Below are 17,047 nucleotides of genomic sequence, written 5' to 3'. Positions count from 1 at the left end.
GTTAAGATTTTCTAATCGAAAATCATTAACTGTAAATTTATCGTTAAAGAACATAAACGAGAAATATCGAAATTGAAAAGTGTGTGTTACATCACTAAAGCGAAACAAAACAATCAAAAATAGTGATGGATTCGACCTTTGTGATGTGATCTGACCAGTGTTTTTTAATGAAGGTTATTACGATTCAGAAGGAAGGAACTGGACACAGAGGATCATGCTACTTACAATCGTGTAAAAGCTGATAAGGGAGACCAGAATTATGTCATTTGAAGTATTTGAGAAACTAGAATCCAAAGTGCAACAAGCGATTGATACAATCACACTGTTACAAATGGAAATCGATGAATTAAAAGATAAAAATGGTGCGTTAAGCCAAGAGCTTGAAACAGCAAAATCAGGCACGGATTCACTGGTGCGTGAAAATGAACAGTTAAAACAAGAGCAGCAAGCTTGGCAGGAGCGTTTACGGACTTTACTCGGTAAGATGGAAGAAGTGTAATTTCTCGTCATACTTCGCGTTGTAGGGGTGTTGGCTTCGTCTCTTCGCCCTAGTCACATACTCATGTATGCTCCTAGGGTCTTATCGACTTTGCCGCCTACCTACAACACGAATTATTTAGAGAAATCTTTGTTATATCTCGCATTGTAGGGTTTAGAGAAACTTTCGTCATACCTCGCGTAGTAGAGTATAAAAATAAGGGCTGCAAATTATTGCAGCCCTTATTTATAGAATTTTTAACGGATTATGCGTCGATATTGTCATCTTCGACAAAACCGTTGTTCTCATAAGGTGTTAATGGCTCTTCAGAAAGGATAATACCGGTGTTATCGGCATAAAGGTAATCACCTGAAAAGAAAGTCACACCGCCGAAATTAACACGAATATCACTTTCACCGATGCCTTCATCTGGGCAACCTGCCGGCATCGCAGCAATAGCTTGAATACCGAGGTCGAGTTCCATCAGGGTATCTACCTGACGAACCGCACCGTAAACCACAATTCCTTCCCAGTGGTTATCAACAGCTAACCTTGCAATTTCAGCATCAATAAGTGCCTTACGGACAGAACCGCCCCCATCAACGAGTAGGATACGCCCTGTACCATCCTCTTCCAGCAAATCATACACTAGGCCGTTATCTTCAAAACACTTAACTGTAATGATTTGACCGCCAAATGAAGTACGTCCACCAAAATTGGAGAAAAGGGGTTCTACCACGTTGACGCTTTCTTGGTAAATATCGCAGAGTTCGGAAGTATCATATTTCATAGGAGTTAGGTCTTTTTTGCTGCAAGAGGCAACCAGTATATCCCTTTTGAACCGTACTTGGCAAAGTTACCCGCCTAAAAATAGGCGGAAAAAGTCAAAAAAACGACAAATAGTGAATATTATTTGCTCATTACGACGCCGATGGAAAATAAAACGTTGGTCACGAGTGCAGCTTTCACCATATTTTCCAATAGAGGGCGCATACCTTCGGGGGTTGGGTCGCTGAGAACACGGCGTAAATGGTTCATTAGCATTGGTACGGCGAGTAAAAATAGCCAACCGCTCCAGCCGTGTAAATAAATTAGATTAAAAAAGGCCAAACATAAAATAGCCGCAACAATAATAATGGTGTGATAAATTCGAGCCCCTTGGGGACCTAAGCGTACCGCTAAGGTATTTTTACCTGCTTTAATATCATTTTCGATATCACGCATATTATTGATATTCAATACTGCGACAGAGAGCAACCCACAAGCCGTTGCGGGTAGGACAGTGATGATATTAAAACTATTTGCTTGTAAATAATAAGTCCCAATAACACTTAGCCAGCCAAAGAAGATTAAAACAGAAATATCCCCTAACCCCAGGTAGCCATACGGTTTTTTGCCCACGGTATAGGTAATAGCAGCGACGATAGCAATAAGCCCTAATGCGACAAAACCAATGGCATCCTCGGGTTTTTCACATGCGACAATAATTAACAGTAATCCGGAAAGGCAGGCCGCTGTAATATTTAGCTTGAGCGCCTTTTTCATATCCGCTTGCGTGATAACGCCTTTTTGCATGCCACGTAATGGACCAATGCGTTCAGCCGTATCAGAGCCTTTGACCGCATCACCATAGTCATTCGCAAGGTTAGATAAAATCTGTAATAAACCCGCTGTGATAAGTGCTAATAAAGCGACAGGCCATTTAAAATTATTAGTTAAATAAGCGAGTGCAGAGCCTGTCACAATCGCAATCACCCCTAATGGTAGGGTTTTAGGGCGGAGACTTTCAATCCAAGCTTGTTTACGACTTATTGTTGAGGATGTCGACTGCATGCAGTTACCTATAATTCAAACTCTTTAGAGATGTGATCTTAATAATTTAATAACCCATCATATAGAGAGATACCTGAGTATTTTCAATGCAATGGGCAGAATATTTCATAGAAAAAAGTGCAGCGATAAAAGCTGCACTTTAGTCGATGTATATTAAGGATACATGAAAACCAGATAATTAATAAGATTATAAAATAAATCTACTCAAGTCTTCATCTGCCACCAGCTCATCTAAGTGCTGTCTGACATAGTCTGCATCGATTTGGATAGTTTGCCCGTTACGGTCACTGGCATCGAAAGAAATATCTTCCATTAAGCGTTCAAGCACTGTGTGTAAGCGACGAGCACCAATATTTTCGGTTGACTCATTCACTTGCCATGCTGATTCTGCAATTTTACGAATACCGTCAGTCGTGAATTCAATATTCACGCCTTCTGTTGCCATCAGCGCTTTATACTGTTCAGTTAATGAGGCATTTGGCTCAGTCAAAATACGCACAAAATCTTCAGTTGTCAGAGCTTGTAGCTCAACGCGAATTGGCAAGCGGCCTTGGAGTTCAGGGATTAAGTCTGATGGGCTCGAAACTTGGAATGCACCTGAAGCAATAAACAGAATATGGTCAGTTTTGACCATGCCGTGCTTAGTGGAAATGGTACAGCCTTCGATTAATGGCAGTAAATCACGTTGAACCCCTTCACGGGATACATCTGGCCCCGAACTTTGGCCACCGCGTTTACAAATTTTGTCGAACTCATCGATGAAGACGATACCATTCTGTTCAACCGCTTCAATCGCTTGTTCTTTTAGCTCTTCAGGGTTGACTAATTTAGCCGCTTCTTCTTCAACTAGCAGTTTGAATGCCTCTTTGATTTTCATCTTACGAGGTTTCTGTTTTTGGCCTGCTAGGTTTTGGAACATGGATTGTAACTGGTTAGTCATCTCTTCCATGCCTGGAGGTGCCATAATTTCAACACCCATAGGGGATGCAGCGACTTCGATTTCAATTTCTTTATCGTCTAATTGGCCTTCACGTAATTTTTTACGGAATGCTTGGCGGGCTGGAGAATGCTCATCCGTTGGTTCAGATTGCCCCCAGTTATTTTTTGCTGGTGGGATAAGAACGTCTAAAATACGTTCTTCAGCCATTTCTTCGGCGCGATAGCGATTTTTTTCGATAGACTGTAAACGCACCATTTTAACGGCAGAGTCAGTTAAATCGCGAATAATCGAGTCAACTTCTTTACCAACATAGCCGACTTCAGTAAATTTGGTCGCTTCAACTTTGATAAATGGCGCATTGGCTAATTTTGCAAGGCGACGGGCAATTTCAGTTTTACCTACCCCTGTTGGCCCAATCATCAAAATATTTTTTGGGGTGACTTCGTGTCGTAATACTTCGTTTAACTGCATACGGCGCCAGCGGTTACGCAGAGCAATCGCAACAGAACGTTTGGCTTTATTTTGGCCAATAATATGATTGTCGAGTTCGCTGACAATCTCGCGTGGAGTCATTTCGGACATACTAGCAATCCTTATGATTTTGAAGAAATTTCTTCAAAGTTGACATTATGGTTGGTGTAAATACAGATATCACCTGCAATAGCGAGCGCTTTTTCAGCGATTTCTTTAGCACTTAAGTCTGTATTTTCTAACAAAGCACGTGCGGCTGATTGTGCATATGGGCCACCGGAGCCAATCGCAATTAAGTCGTTTTCCGGTTGAACCACATCACCATTACCCGTAATGATCAGTGAAGTGTGTTCATCAGCGACAGCTAACAAGGCTTCTAATTTACGAAGCATGCGGTCGGTACGCCAATCTTTAGCAAGTTCAACGGCCGCTTTCGTTAAATGGCCTTGATGCAGTTCGAGTTTGCGCTCAAACAGTTCAAATAATGTGAATGCGTCTGCGGTGCCACCGGCAAATCCGGCAATGACTTTGTCGTTGTATAAACGGCGAACTTTGCGGACATTGCCTTTCATGACGGTATTACCCATCGTCGCCTGTCCATCACCACCAATTACGACCTGGCCATTACGGCGAACACTTACGATTGTTGTCATGAGTTAGCCCCTGGTTTTATTACAAAAAAGAATGCGGTTGAATGTGATTTTCAAAAGATTAAATTCAAGTGATAGTTGTCTAATTAACTATCACTTGAACTAGGTTGAAGACACAAAGTACCGCTCATGAGTACATTAAAACAGTACATGGGGGGGAAGGAGGAATTTTTCAACCCCCAGAAGCACGAAGAATACAACCGGAAACACCTGCACCTGCTGCACGGTCACGCATTTTTTCGGCAGTGGACTTGGAATAAGGTCCTAAAACGATACGGTGCCAACCTCCACCTGCGCTTACACGGCTTTCAATACCTGAGAATGCCAAAGTAGCTTGTACAGACTCGGCTTGTTCTGCTGTACGGAATGAACCACATTGAACAACCATATTTTGCAAGCTGTTTGTCGGTTTAGTGCTTGGTGCCGTTTGTGGTTGAGTTGCAGGCGCGGTTGGTTGAGCCTCAAGTTTTGGAGGGATATTGGCCGCCGGTTTACGTTGTACTGGCTCGATAGGTTGAGCAGGCTCATTGATGAGCACTTGTGAACGCGGTACTGGTTTACCGTTTGCAGGTATTTCTTGCAAGTTAGTGACAGGCTGGCGTCTGTCAGAATCAATTTGCTCTAATAGCTGGCGCTGTTCAGGTGTTAAATCTGATGGGCGCACAATATTATTCCCCGTGCTCGGCTGTTGAATATTTGGCATATCCACACCACGACGTTCGAGTTCCTTAATATAACGCCAACGTTCTTCAGGCTTTGGTGGAAGCGTACTACCCGGTGTTGTGGGAGTGGCTACCTGAGGTTGTGGTGTGTCCTTTTTATTTTGAGTGATATAAAACAGGCCGCCAACAAATAGCACGACAATCGTGACAGCAACAACCAATGTTGTCATTGGTAGTCCTTGTGCTTTCTTTGATTTACCTTTGCTTTTTTTACGGGCGGATGAGCGCCCTCGAGCTACATAATCTTTTTGTGCCACGCTATTAATTCACTAGTTATCAATTGTTAGTCATCATTTGGGTTAACATGTTACTTAACCTGAGCAACTTTGACTAGCTTTTAGGCGCTTTTGTGCTCTCTCTAATGATTAAATCAGAATCTAGGAGACGTGAGCCTGGATTAACATTGTGCCCATGAATCTGCTCGAGCAGTAATTGCATCGCATGATGGCCAATTTCAGCTCGAGGTTGGTTGATAGTCGTTAGGGCTGGCAAGGTGTATTTTGCTTGCTCTAAGTTATCGAAACCAACAAAAGAAAGGTCATCAGGGAGCTTTAAGCCCATTTTTTTCGCTTGCCACATCGCACCAATTGCCATGATATCACTATGGCAAAAGATAGCTGTCGGTGGTTCAGGAAGTGACATCAATGTTTTCACTGCTTCAGCGCCACCCTCATGGGTAAAATCACCACGAATAATATAATTTTCACGCAGTTTTTCACCTGTGCGTAACATGGCTTTTTTATAACCTTCTAAACGATATTGGCTTAAAGGCATATGGTCAGGGCCTGCAATACAAGCGATCAGTTTATGGCCTTGTTTTTGTAGGTAATGTGTTGCGTTAAATGCGGCGGTGAGGTTATCGATATGTACGGTAGGCAGTTTTAGCTCAGGTGCGAACTCATTGGCCATCACAATTGGAGGGAGGTTTTTTTGCTCTTCGGTTGAGATATCGAATGGAATATTGGAACCCAGTAAGACCATGCCATCAATTTGTTTGGTAATAATGAGATTAATAAAAGCATTTTCTTGTTTTTCTTGGTGTTTACAGTCCCCAATCAAAACAAAATAGCCTTCTTGAGCGGCAATTTCTTCAATGCCGCACACGACATCACTAAAGAAAGGGTCGCGAATATTAGGAACGAGTACAAGAATAGTCTTTGATTCATTGCGCTTATAGCTTCTAGCAAGGTTATGAGGATAATAGCCAACATCCATCACCGCTTGTTCGACTTTTTGGCGTGTTTGCAAAGAAACTTTTTCCGGGTTCATAAGTGTTCTAGACACCGTCGCTGTCGAAACGCCCGCGGCACTAGCAACATCTTTCATCGTTGCCGTGTTATTGTGTTTTTTACTTTCCACAACGCCTTCCTTAGATTGATTTAATCGTTTGCTTTTTTTGAATGGCGCAAGTACGTCATTATTAGTGGTTATTCTAATTGGTTTCTCAAGAATATCTGTTACCTAGTTTGCATAAAAAATGTGACTTGCGTCATTTTTTAGAGCTACTTCGCAAATTTTGAAAATAATTCTAAGGGCAAAAAGATAAATGAAACTCAATGTGTATGAAAAATACTCAATTTGGTCGTTTAGAATTATATGGCAAATAATTCAAATTTATCAACATGCTGCAAAGACAATACTGGTATGGCCTATAAAGTTAAATGGTTAGATAAAATGAATCCTTTAGCATTGATAATGAGTTAACAATCGGTCGGGTCCACATCGATGTTCCATTTTACTTTGCGACTTTCTGGCTGTTGAATAATTTCTGGCAACAGTTTCGCCATAAATTGTTGTAAATAAAGCCGCGAAGGGTGTTGCAATAGCAATTGCCAGCGGAATCGCCCGCCACGTTTGGCTTGAATCGACGGCGAGGGGCCTAAAATCCACATTTTGGCATCACTTTGTGGATGTTCACTAATATATTGCCGTACATTTTGCAAAAATTGGCGCGAATCTTGGTTATTGTGGTCTTCTGAACGGATCAATATATGACTGGTGTAAGGTGGTAACATTGCGATTTGCCGTTCTTCCATTGCTTCTTGGGTAAATGCGTGATAACCCTTTTCAAGAAGCGTGAGCAACAATGGGTGTTCGGGATGGTGGGTTTGCAAGAACACTTCACCTTGTTTACCAGCTCGTCCTGCTCGACCAGAAACTTGCACGTATAATTGAGCAAACCGTTCGGCTGCACGAAAATCACTCGAGAATAAAGCCCCGTCGACATCTAATAAGGCGACTAAGGTGACATCAGGGAAATGGTGGCCCTTGGCTAACATCTGTGTGCCAATAAGAATTCTAGCTCCCCCTTCATGTACTTGGTTTAAATGCTGTTCCAGTTCCCCTTTACGGCTCGTGGTATCACGGTCAATACGGGTAACGGGGGTATCAGGGAACAGTTCACAAATCCCTTCCTCAAGTTGCTCCGTTCCCATTCCAACAGGCACTAAATGAGTTGAACCACATTGTGGGCACTGACGAGGAACCGGGCGCTGGCTATCACAATGGTGGCAGCGTAATTGATGGAAATTTTGGTGCAAGGTGTAATAGTGGTCACAGCGCTGGCACTCTGCAATCCAGCCACATTCATGGCAAATTAATGCAGGGGAATAACCACGACGATTTAAAAATAGAATGACTTGGTTGTTTTGTGCAAGGTGTTCTTTAATGTGTTGAATTAATAAGTGAGAAAGGCCAAATTTTAACGGCTGGCCTTTTAAATCAATAAGGTGCTGAGCCGCAGGGCGTGCATTACCTGCACGAATAGTGAGATTTAATTGCCGATACTTATGCTGCTGTACATTGAATAAGGTTTCTAGTGATGGCGTCGCAGTACCCATCACAATGGGAATATTGTTCTTTTTAGCGCGGAAAACAGCTAAGTCACGTGCATGATAACGCCAGCCATCTTGCTGTTTATATGAGCTGTCATGTTCTTCATCAATAATAATAATGCCAAGGCGGGCAAAAGGGGTGAACAGCGCTGAGCGAGTGCCAATAATAATGGCGTTTTGTCCTTGCTTAGTGCGTAACCAAACCGCTAAGCGTTCGCTATCGTTCAAGCCTGAGTGCAACACATCAACAGGCGCATTGAAGCGCTCGCGAAAACGGCTAATCGTTTGTGGGGTTAAGCCAATTTCAGGCACCAAAACTAAAGCTTGTTTACCTTGGGCAAGGACATTTTCCAATACACTCAGGTACACTTCCGTCTTACCGGATCCTGTGATCCCTGCGAGCAGCCATGGCGAAAATTGGTCATCTTCAGCACGTATAGCACCGACAGCGGTCGCTTGCTCACTATTAAGCCGCAACCTTTCCCCACAAACTGTAAAGCTTGGTTGCCACTTTTCGCTAGTCGGTTGAACGGGATGTAACTCAATATAAGCTTTCTTTTTCAGTGCTTGCAGAGCACTTTCACTGATTTCAAGCTCACTTACTTGATGGCGATAAACGGGTCTACGGCGTAAAAGCGCGAGGGCCTGCTGCTGCTTTGGGGAGCGTTTTAGCTCATTAAGATCAACGGCTAAGCCTTCATCCGTCACTTGCCATTGCCAAATAGGGGTAAATTCCGCAGGTTTACCTTGGCGCAATAGTGTGGGTAATGCGTGGAAGAGCACTTCACCTATTGGGTAATGATAGTATTGGGAAGACCACAGTAAGAGCTGCCAAATATCGTCAGGGAAAAGCGTTTGGTGGTCGAGAACCAGTTCGATGGCTTTTAATTTATCTTCAGCAAATTCGCTTTTATCGCTGTGCTTTACCACAATACCCAAGGCTTGGCGCTTGCCAAATGGCACCATAACACGGCTGCCAATCACTGGTAGTGGCATGTTATCAGGAAGGCGATAATCAAATGTGCGGTTTAAAGGGACAGGTAAAGCCACCTGAACGACGATCATATCTGGGTTTCCGTCTATTTTTTATGCGATAATGCGAGCGATTGTTGACTAGAGTACCACAAAATTTACTCGGTTTTCATTGCGTGATAAACAGAATTTCTGTATGATCCGCCGCCTTTGGTATCTATTTTTACCAATATATTAAATTCAATCAACACGACGTGTGGTGTCCGGCGTTAGGGCTGGAATGGCGACACGGCCTTAATAGAGGTTCTCCCATGAAAAAAGGTATTCACCCTAAATACGAAGAAGTTACTGCAACTTGTTCTTGCGGTAATGTAATGAAAATTAATTCAACTGCTGGTCACTCGCTGAACCTGGACGTTTGTGGTAACTGCCACCCGTTCTATACTGGTAAACAGCGTGATGTTGCGACTGGTGGTCGTGTTGATCGCTTCAACCAACGTTTCAGCATCCCAGGTTCTAAAAAATAATCGAACTTGTGAATGCGAAAAAAAAGGGAAACTGAGTTTCCCTTTTTTAATGCCTAAAATAAGTGTTTTTATGTCTAAATGAAGAAATTAGAAGCGGTAAAGCACGGCGAACATAATATCATTATTCGTACTTTCACTTTAGACTTGAGCGCGTCGCCATCATCGTTATAGCTATCTTGAATAAAACATAAGGAAAGGCACTACGTCGCAAGGCGTGCGACGTAGTTAAAGTTTTGAGATACGTAATGGTGACTAATTGGGGCTAGTATTCCCACGTTTCAGGGTCGATACCTAATTCGCGCATAATTTCTTTTGCGGCTTCAGGGATCTCGTCATTACGCTCTTTACGTAAATCTTCATCATTTGGCAGTGGTTGGCCTGTGAATGCATGTAAAAAAGCTTCACACAGGAGCTCACTATTTGTCGCGTGTCGCAAGTTATTAATCTGACGACGAGTACGTTCGTCAGTTAAAATTTTTAGTACCTTCAAAGGGATAGATACTGTAATTTTTTTTACTTGCTCACTCTTTTTGCCATGTTCAGCATACGGACTGACATACTCACCATTCCATTCAGCCATGGGTTACCTTGGATATTTTCAATAATAATAAAAAATAATATGCATATTCTTTTTAATAGAAACTTAATCTAAGCCCTAAATCGAGAACGTCTGCATATATGTTAGACGTGACTTAACTTATTTTATCACAAGATATTATATAAAATTAACGAGTTAAGTTCACTTATGCGATTGACTATCAATTTACACATAATTATTAGGGCTGATTATTCCATTACTAGATATAAACGTAAAGAGGTTTAGACGTCTAGATATGTTGACGTCTAAACATCCGGTGGGTATGATTTAGCCTATCACTGTTCAGGAGAAGCGTTTATGACTTACAAGCCGTCAACCATCGCAATTCATAATGGATTAAATGAAGACCAACAATTTGGTTGCGTCGTGCCTCCCATTTATTTATCCAGTACCTATAATTTTACTGACTTTAATGAACCGAGAGCTCATGATTATTCACGTCGTGGAAATCCAGGGCGTGATATTGTGCAAAAAACATTGGCACAACTTGAGGGTGGTAGTGGTTCGGTAATGACTAACAGTGGGATGTCTGCGCTTCACCTGTTATGTACAGTTTTTTTGCAACCGGGGGATTTACTCGTTGCGCCACATGACTGTTACGGCGGAAGCTATCGGTTATTTAATAGCCAAAGCCAGCGTGGGGCTTATCAGGTGCAATTTGTCGACCAAAGTGATGAATCTGCATTGCAGGCTGCATTAGCGAAAAAGCCCAAATTAGTGTTAATCGAAACACCCAGCAACCCACTATTAAGAATTTTTGATATACAGCATATTGCACAGTTGGCTCATGATGTAGGTGCATTAGTCGTTGTAGATAATACTTTTTTAAGCCCAATTTTGCAGCAGCCTCTTTCGCTAGGTGCAGATTTTGTGGTGCATTCATGCACTAAATACTTGAATGGCCATTCTGATATTGTTGCAGGAGTGGTGGTTGCGAAAGAAGAAAAGTGGGTAACAGAGCTTGCTTGGTGGGCAAATAATATTGGTGTTACTGGGGGCGCTTTTGATAGCTATCTACTATTGAGAGGTATTCGGACATTATCTCCACGTGTATTACAGCAACAGCAAAATGCACAAGAGATCGTAAAATATCTTAAATCACAGCCTTTAGTAAAAAAATTGTATTATCCTGCATTAGAAGATCACCCCGGGCACGAAATAGCAGTGAAACAGCAAAAAGGCTTTGGCGCGATGCTGAGTTTTGAATTTGCAGGTGATGAGCCACAACTTCGCCATTTTCTTCGTTCACTCAGCCTGTTTACACTAGCGGAGTCATTAGGTGGTGTGGAAACATTGATTTCCCATACGGCTACAATGACACATGCAGGTATGTCAGCAGAAGCCCGTGCGCAAGCGGGGATCACAGATAGCTTGCTAAGAATTTCAGTGGGGATTGAAGATCCTCAGGACTTAATCACAGACTTAGATCACGCATTTCAGGTTGCGGCACAACGTTAGCGGAGTTTTTTGATGAGTGTACTAACAGCGGTTGAGGTGGCTCCTTGCCACCGCCAGTTACATAAGTTTGGGGGCAGTAGTTTAGCCGATGCGAAGTGCTATCAACGCGTTGCAACAATTATGGCCAACTATAGCCAACCCGGTGATTTAATGGTGGTTTCTGCCGCGGGTAGTACAACAAATCAGTTGATTAACTGGTTAAAGTTAAGCCAAAGTGATCGTATTTCGGCTCATCAAGCTCAGCAATCATTACGCCGCTATCAACTTGATTTAATTGAATCTCTTTTACCTGAACAAAAGGCTGCAGAGCTAAGCCAGTTATTTATTCACGATTTAGAGCGTTTAAGTGCATTGCTGGATCAACCCATAAATGATGCGATTTATGCAGAAGTGGTCGGGCACGGTGAAATTTGGTCAGCTCGCTTGATGGCAGAAGTGCTTGTCCAAGCCGATATGGCAAGTGCATGGCTCGATGCACGTTTATTTCTACGTGCGGAACGTGCGGCACAGCCACAAGTTGATGAAATACAGTCACGGTATTTGTTACAGCAACAGCTAACGCAATTACCTAACCGTCGTATTGTGGTAACAGGGTTTATTTCACGGAATCAGCAAGGTGAAACCGTATTACTCGGGCGCAATGGCAGTGATTATTCTGCAACACAAGTTGGTGCGTTGGCGGATGCTGCTAAAGTGACGATTTGGAGTGATGTCGCTGGGGTATATAGCGCGGATCCTCGCAAAGTGAAAGATGCGTGTTTGCTGCCTTTGTTACGTCTTGATGAAGCGAGTGAATTAGCGCGTTTAGCGGCTCCCGTTTTACATACACGGACTTTACAGCCTGTTTCTGTGAGCAACATTGATTTGCAATTAAGGTGTAGCTATCAACCCGAACAGGGTTCAACAAAAATTGAACGGGTGCTTGCATCAGGGGCTGGTGCGAAAATCGTGACTAGTCATGATGATGTGTGTCTGATTGAATTGCGTATCGCCGCGGGGCGTGATTTTAAACAAATCTGCAAAGATGTGGATTTATTACTTAAACGTGCTCAATTGCGCCCTTTGGCTCGCGGTATTCATCATGACCGTTCTTTACTGCAATTGTGCTATACCTCCGAGATTGTCGAAAGTGCCTTAAATACCCTTGAAGAAGCCGGTTTACCGGGGTCATTATCATTACGTGAAGGTTTTTCTCTGGTTGCATTAGTCGGTGCGGGAGTGTGTAAAAAACCGTTACATAGCCACCGCTTTTATGAGGAATTAAAAGGGCAACCTGTTGAATTTATTTGGCATTCAGAGGACGATATCAGTTTAGTTGCTGTTTTGCGTTCTAACCAAACGGAACATCTAATTAAAGGGATGCACCAAAGCTTATTCCGCGCAGAAAAACGCATCGGTTTAGTGTTATTTGGTAAAGGGAATATTGGCGCGCGTTGGTTAGAACTTTTTGCCGCGGAGCAACACAAAATTTCTGCACGTAGTGACTTTGATTTCGTCCTAGCTGGCGTAGTAGACAGCCGCCGTAGCTTACTGAATTACCAAGGGATTGACCCAAGTCGTGCACTAGCTTTCTTTGATGATGAAGCCGTAGAGCATGAGGACGATAACCTATTTTTATGGATGCGTTCCCACCCTTATGATGATTTAGTGGTGTTAGACGTCACAGCCAGTGAAACGTTGGCAGATGACTATGTAGATTTTGCCAGTTATGGTTTTCATGTGATTAGTGCAAATAAAATTGCGGGGGCGGCGCAAACGGCACAATATCGTCAAATTCGCGATGCGTTCGCAAAAACAGGTCGTCACTGGTTATATAACGCGACGGTAGGGGCAGGGCTACCGATTAACTATACAGTACGTGATTTAAAAGAAAGCGGTGACTCTATCCTGACTATCAGTGGTATTTTTTCTGGAACGCTATCATGGCTATTTTTACAGTTTGACGGCTCCATCCCATTTAGTGAGCTAGTAGAGCAAGCTTGGCAGCAAGGGTTAACTGAACCAGACCCACGTATTGACCTGTCGGGGCAAGATGTTATGCGCAAATTAATTATTTTAGCCCGTGAAGCGGGTTATGACATCGAGCCGGATGATGTAAGAGTTGAGTCTTTAGTGCCAAAACAAGCACAGGCAGGTTCTTTGGACGCGTTTTTTGAAAACAGTGCGGTTATTAACGAGCAAATGCAGCAGCGCTTAGAAGCAGCGCAAGAACTTGGGTTAGTGCTACGTTATGTCGCACGGTTTGATGCGGTAAAAGGCAAAGCAAAAGTGGGAGTGGAAGCGGTGAAGCCGGAACATCCACTGGCCTCATTATTACCGGGTGACAATGTGTTTGCTATTGAAAGCCGTTGGTATCGAGATAACCCATTAGTGATCCGTGGGCCTGGAGCGGGGCGCGATGTGACTGCGGGTGCTATTCAATCGGATCTGAACCGACTCTCTCAACTTTTATAATCATTTATTCAGTGCATTGGTGTTCTCTTCGGTATTGAGGGCACTAATGCATCATGAAGATTTTTAATTTATCCCTTCATTTTCTGTTTTTTATTCTGATGATTTAATTCTTAAACATTATTCATGTCTTAAAAGTGCTGAATCGACGATATATTGCGCTGAAACAATACTTAAATAAGAAAAATTAATAAAAATAAGGCTGTAATTAAATTTCAGAAAAATCCCCCAAAGTCATTTTTTTCTGATATGAATATACACTGAAGGGTAAATTTAGCGGCCTGCATCACAAAACGACAACTCTAACGCAGCCGACTGAAATTTTGTTACAGGAAACAGGTAGCAGTCTGTTAACCGTGAACCGTGCGGGAATGCATTCTGCCAGAAGCACAAGGTCAGGAGTCTCATGAATCAGCAATATTCCGCAATGCGCAGTAATGTCAGTATGCTGGGTAAGCTACTCGGCGATACCATCAAGGAAGCCTTAGGTGAGGACATACTCGACAAAGTTGAGTCCATTCGTAAGCTTTCCAAATCTTCTCGTGCAGGTAATGAAGTTCAGCGGCAAAAACTGCTGATGACATTACAAAATCTTTCTAATGATGAATTGCTACCCGTTGCAAGGGCATTTAACCAATTCTTAAACCTGACAAACGTCGCTGAGCAATACCACAGTATTTCGCCTCACGGCGAAGCGGCAAGTAACCCAGTAGCATTGAAAAATCTGTTTAGCCGATTAAAAGGCAAAAACTTCACTGATGGTGATATCCAAAAAGCAGTTGAACAGCTTTCAATTGAGCTGGTTTTAACGGCTCACCCAACGGAAATTGCTCGCCGTACGTTGATCCATAAATTAGTTGAGGTAAACAACTGTTTGTCACAACTCGACCATGATGACATTGCGGATTATGAACGCAATAATATCATGCGCCGCTTGCGTCAATTGGTGGCTCAATCATGGCATACCGATGAAATTCGTAAAATTCGTCCAACACCCATTGATGAAGCTAAATGGGGTTTTGCTGTTGTGGAAAATTCATTGTGGGAAGGGGTTCCTGCTTTCTTACGTGAATTTAACGAACAACTTGAGGACTCTATTGGGGCAGTATTACCGGTTGAAGCCAATCCTATTCGTTTTACCTCATGGATGGGTGGAGACCGTGATGGTAACCCGAACGTAACTGCGGATGTGACTCGCCAAGTTCTATTGCTGAGTCGCTGGAAAGCGGCAGACTTATTCCTCAAAGATATTCAAGTATTGGTTTCAGAACTTTCGATGACGGAAGCGACCCCAGAGCTGCGTGCGCTAGCTGGGGGGGATGACGTTGACGAGCCTTATCGCCAAATCGCGAAAAATTTACGTAGCCAACTATTTTCGACGCTAGAGTACTTAGAGCGCCGTGTAAAAGGCGAGCAAGTTTTACCACCGGCAGACTTATTGGTGGATAACGCCCAATTATGGGACCCGCTATACGCATGCTACCAATCATTAATTGCCTGCAATATGAAAATTATTGCCAATGGTCAGTTGTTGGATACTCTGCGCCGTATTCGTAGCTTTGGTTTGCAACTGGTACGTATTGATGTGCGCCAAGAAAGTACTCGTCACACTGAAGCCATTGCAGAGCTGACTCAGTATTTAGGGTTGGGTGATTACTCGCAGTGGTCAGAAGAGGAAAAACAACAGTTTTTGTTGGCAGAGCTACAATCTTTACGCCCACTTATCCCGCAAGATTGGCAGCCGAGTGCAGAAACACAGGAAGTGTTTGAAACTTGTCGAGTGATTGCGAAAGCCAAAAATGATTCTGTTGCGGCTTATGTTATTTCAATGGCGAAAGTCCCGTCAGACGTGTTAGCGGTTAAATTGCTGCTAAAAGAGAATGGGGCGTCGGTTCGCTTACCGGTCGCGCCACTATTCGAAACACTGGAAGATTTAAATAACGCAGAAAGTGTGATGACCAAGCTGTTAAGCATTGAGTGGTATCGCAACCTTATCGATGATCGCCAAATGGTGATGATTGGTTACTCGGATTCTGCTAAAGATGCAGGGGTAATGGCGGCTTCATGGGCACAGTATCGCGCGCAAGATGCACTGATTAAATTGTGTGAGAAAGAAGGTGTCACACTGACATTATTCCATGGGCGTGGCGGCACAATTGGACGCGGTGGTGCGCCTGCACATTCTGCATTACTTTCTCAACCGCCGGGTAGTTTAAAAGGAGGGTTGCGGGTAACCGAGCAAGGCGAGATGATCCGTTTTAAATTCGGTTTGCCGCAAGTTACCATTAGTAGCCTTGCGTTATACGCCAGTGCGATATTAGAAGCGAACCTTTTACCGCCACCAGAGCCAAAAGATGAGTGGAAGTCCGTGATGGATTCGCTATCTGATGTGTCTTGTGCGATGTACCGTGATTATGTACGTGAACAACCGGATTTTGTGCCTTATTTCCGTGCCGCAACACCGGAGCTAGAGCTAGGTAAATTACCGCTTGGGTCGCGTCCTGCAAAACGCCGCCCAACTGGTGGTGTGGAAACTTTGCGTGCGATCCCATGGATTTTTGCATGGACGCAAAACCGCTTAATGTTACCCGCATGGTTAGGGGCAGGAGCGGCGCTAAAACATGTCATTGAGAAAGAAGGCAAACAAGCCATTCTTGATGAAATGTGGCAGCAGTGGCCATTCTTTAATACGCGTATTGCGATGTTAGAAATGGTTTATGCAAAAGCAGATTTATGGCTGGCGGAATATTACGACCACCGCTTGGTGGAAGAGCGCTTATGGCCATTAGGGCAAAAACTGCGTGACCAGTTATCTGAAGATATTAAAAGCGTGTTGGCGGTTTCAAAAGATGAAGCGCTAATGGCGGATTTACCTTGGATAGCGGAATCCATCGCATTACGTAATGTTTATACTGACCCATTAAATGTCTTACAAGCAGAGCTTTTACACCGCTCCCGCCAACAAGAGCAGCCCGACCCACGTGTCGAGCAAGCCTTGATGGTGACGATTGCTGGTGTGGCAGCAGGCATGCGTAATACGGGTTAGTTTGTTGATTTTTAAAGTACTTGAATAATATGAGGGCTACCAAATGGTAGCCCTCATTATTTTTACG

13 protein-coding genes are annotated in these 17,047 nt (G+C 43.3%); 5 read left to right on the top strand and 8 right to left on the bottom strand.

Features of this window, described 5'->3' with window-relative positions; all coding sequences use genetic code 11:
- Window positions 1–259: 259 nt before the first annotated feature.
- Complete coding sequence (zapB, locus tag M1F17_RS19845; protein ID WP_004265299.1) at window positions 260–499, top strand: cell division protein ZapB; 240 nt, start codon at window positions 260–262, stop codon at window positions 497–499.
- Window positions 500–743: 244 nt separating this feature from the next.
- On the opposite strand, the gene rraA is transcribed toward zapB, so the two are convergent.
- From rraA to priA, 7 genes are all read right to left on the bottom strand, one after another.
- Complete coding sequence (gene rraA, locus M1F17_RS19840; protein ID WP_004265300.1) at window positions 744–1,268, bottom strand: ribonuclease E activity regulator RraA; 525 nt, start codon at window positions 1,266–1,268, stop codon at window positions 744–746.
- A 119-nt stretch (window positions 1,269–1,387) separates the two neighbouring features.
- Window positions 1,388–2,311 carry a 1,4-dihydroxy-2-naphthoate polyprenyltransferase gene (locus tag M1F17_RS19835; RefSeq protein WP_004265301.1) on the bottom strand — a complete coding sequence of 308 codons (924 nt, stop codon included), beginning with the start codon at window positions 2,309–2,311 and terminating at the stop codon, window positions 1,388–1,390.
- 187 nt (window positions 2,312–2,498) lie between these two features.
- The gene (gene hslU / locus M1F17_RS19830; RefSeq protein WP_004265302.1) at window positions 2,499–3,833 is read right to left on the bottom strand and encodes an HslU--HslV peptidase ATPase subunit; all 1,335 of its coding nucleotides are present in this window, start codon (window positions 3,831–3,833) and stop codon (window positions 2,499–2,501) included.
- A gap of 11 nt (window positions 3,834–3,844) precedes the next feature.
- Entirely contained in the window at window positions 3,845–4,375 is a 531-nt protein-coding gene (hslV, locus tag M1F17_RS19825) for an ATP-dependent protease subunit HslV (protein ID WP_004265304.1), read from the bottom strand.
- A gap of 169 nt (window positions 4,376–4,544) precedes the next feature.
- Complete coding sequence (ftsN, locus tag M1F17_RS19820) at window positions 4,545–5,351, bottom strand: cell division protein FtsN (protein ID WP_094961900.1); 807 nt, start codon at window positions 5,349–5,351, stop codon at window positions 4,545–4,547.
- A 73-nt stretch (window positions 5,352–5,424) separates the two neighbouring features.
- A complete protein-coding gene (gene cytR / locus M1F17_RS19815; RefSeq protein WP_004265308.1) occupies window positions 5,425–6,453 on the bottom strand; it encodes a DNA-binding transcriptional regulator CytR in 1,029 nt (342 codons plus the stop codon).
- A 341-nt stretch (window positions 6,454–6,794) separates the two neighbouring features.
- Window positions 6,795–8,993 (bottom strand): primosomal protein N', encoded by a 2,199-nt coding sequence (gene priA / locus M1F17_RS19810; protein ID WP_272536675.1) that lies wholly within the window; start codon window positions 8,991–8,993, stop codon window positions 6,795–6,797.
- 218 nt (window positions 8,994–9,211) lie between these two features.
- On the opposite strand from priA, the gene rpmE reads away from it, so the two are divergent.
- Window positions 9,212–9,427 carry a 50S ribosomal protein L31 gene (gene rpmE / locus M1F17_RS19805; RefSeq protein WP_004265313.1) on the top strand — a complete coding sequence of 72 codons (216 nt, stop codon included), beginning with the start codon at window positions 9,212–9,214 and terminating at the stop codon, window positions 9,425–9,427.
- A 262-nt stretch (window positions 9,428–9,689) separates the two neighbouring features.
- On the opposite strand, the gene metJ is transcribed toward rpmE, so the two are convergent.
- Entirely contained in the window at window positions 9,690–10,007 is a 318-nt protein-coding gene (gene metJ / locus M1F17_RS19800; RefSeq protein ID WP_004265315.1) for a met regulon transcriptional regulator MetJ, read from the bottom strand.
- A 315-nt stretch (window positions 10,008–10,322) separates the two neighbouring features.
- Here metJ and metB point away from each other — a divergent pair, with 315 nt between their 5' ends.
- The 3 genes from metB (at window position 10,323) to ppc (ending at window position 16,980) form a co-directional block, all read left to right on the top strand.
- Window positions 10,323–11,483 (top strand): cystathionine gamma-synthase, encoded by a 1,161-nt coding sequence (gene metB, locus M1F17_RS19795; RefSeq protein WP_004265317.1) that lies wholly within the window; start codon window positions 10,323–10,325, stop codon window positions 11,481–11,483.
- 12 nt (window positions 11,484–11,495) lie between these two features.
- Window positions 11,496–13,937: a bifunctional aspartate kinase/homoserine dehydrogenase II gene (locus M1F17_RS19790; RefSeq protein ID WP_004265319.1), complete on the top strand. Its 2,442-nt coding sequence runs from the start codon at window positions 11,496–11,498 to the stop codon at window positions 13,935–13,937.
- Between the two features lie 403 nt (window positions 13,938–14,340).
- Complete coding sequence (gene ppc / locus M1F17_RS19785) at window positions 14,341–16,980, top strand: phosphoenolpyruvate carboxylase (protein WP_004265321.1); 2,640 nt, start codon at window positions 14,341–14,343, stop codon at window positions 16,978–16,980.
- Window positions 16,981–17,047 lie beyond the last annotated feature (67 nt).

Origin of the sequence: Providencia sp. PROV073, assembly GCF_033688125.1 — a bacterium.
Taxonomy (GTDB): domain Bacteria; phylum Pseudomonadota; class Gammaproteobacteria; order Enterobacterales; family Enterobacteriaceae; genus Providencia; species Providencia hangzhouensis.
Note: the sequence above shows the minus strand (reverse complement) of the source record. Positions and strands in the feature narration are given on the sequence as shown.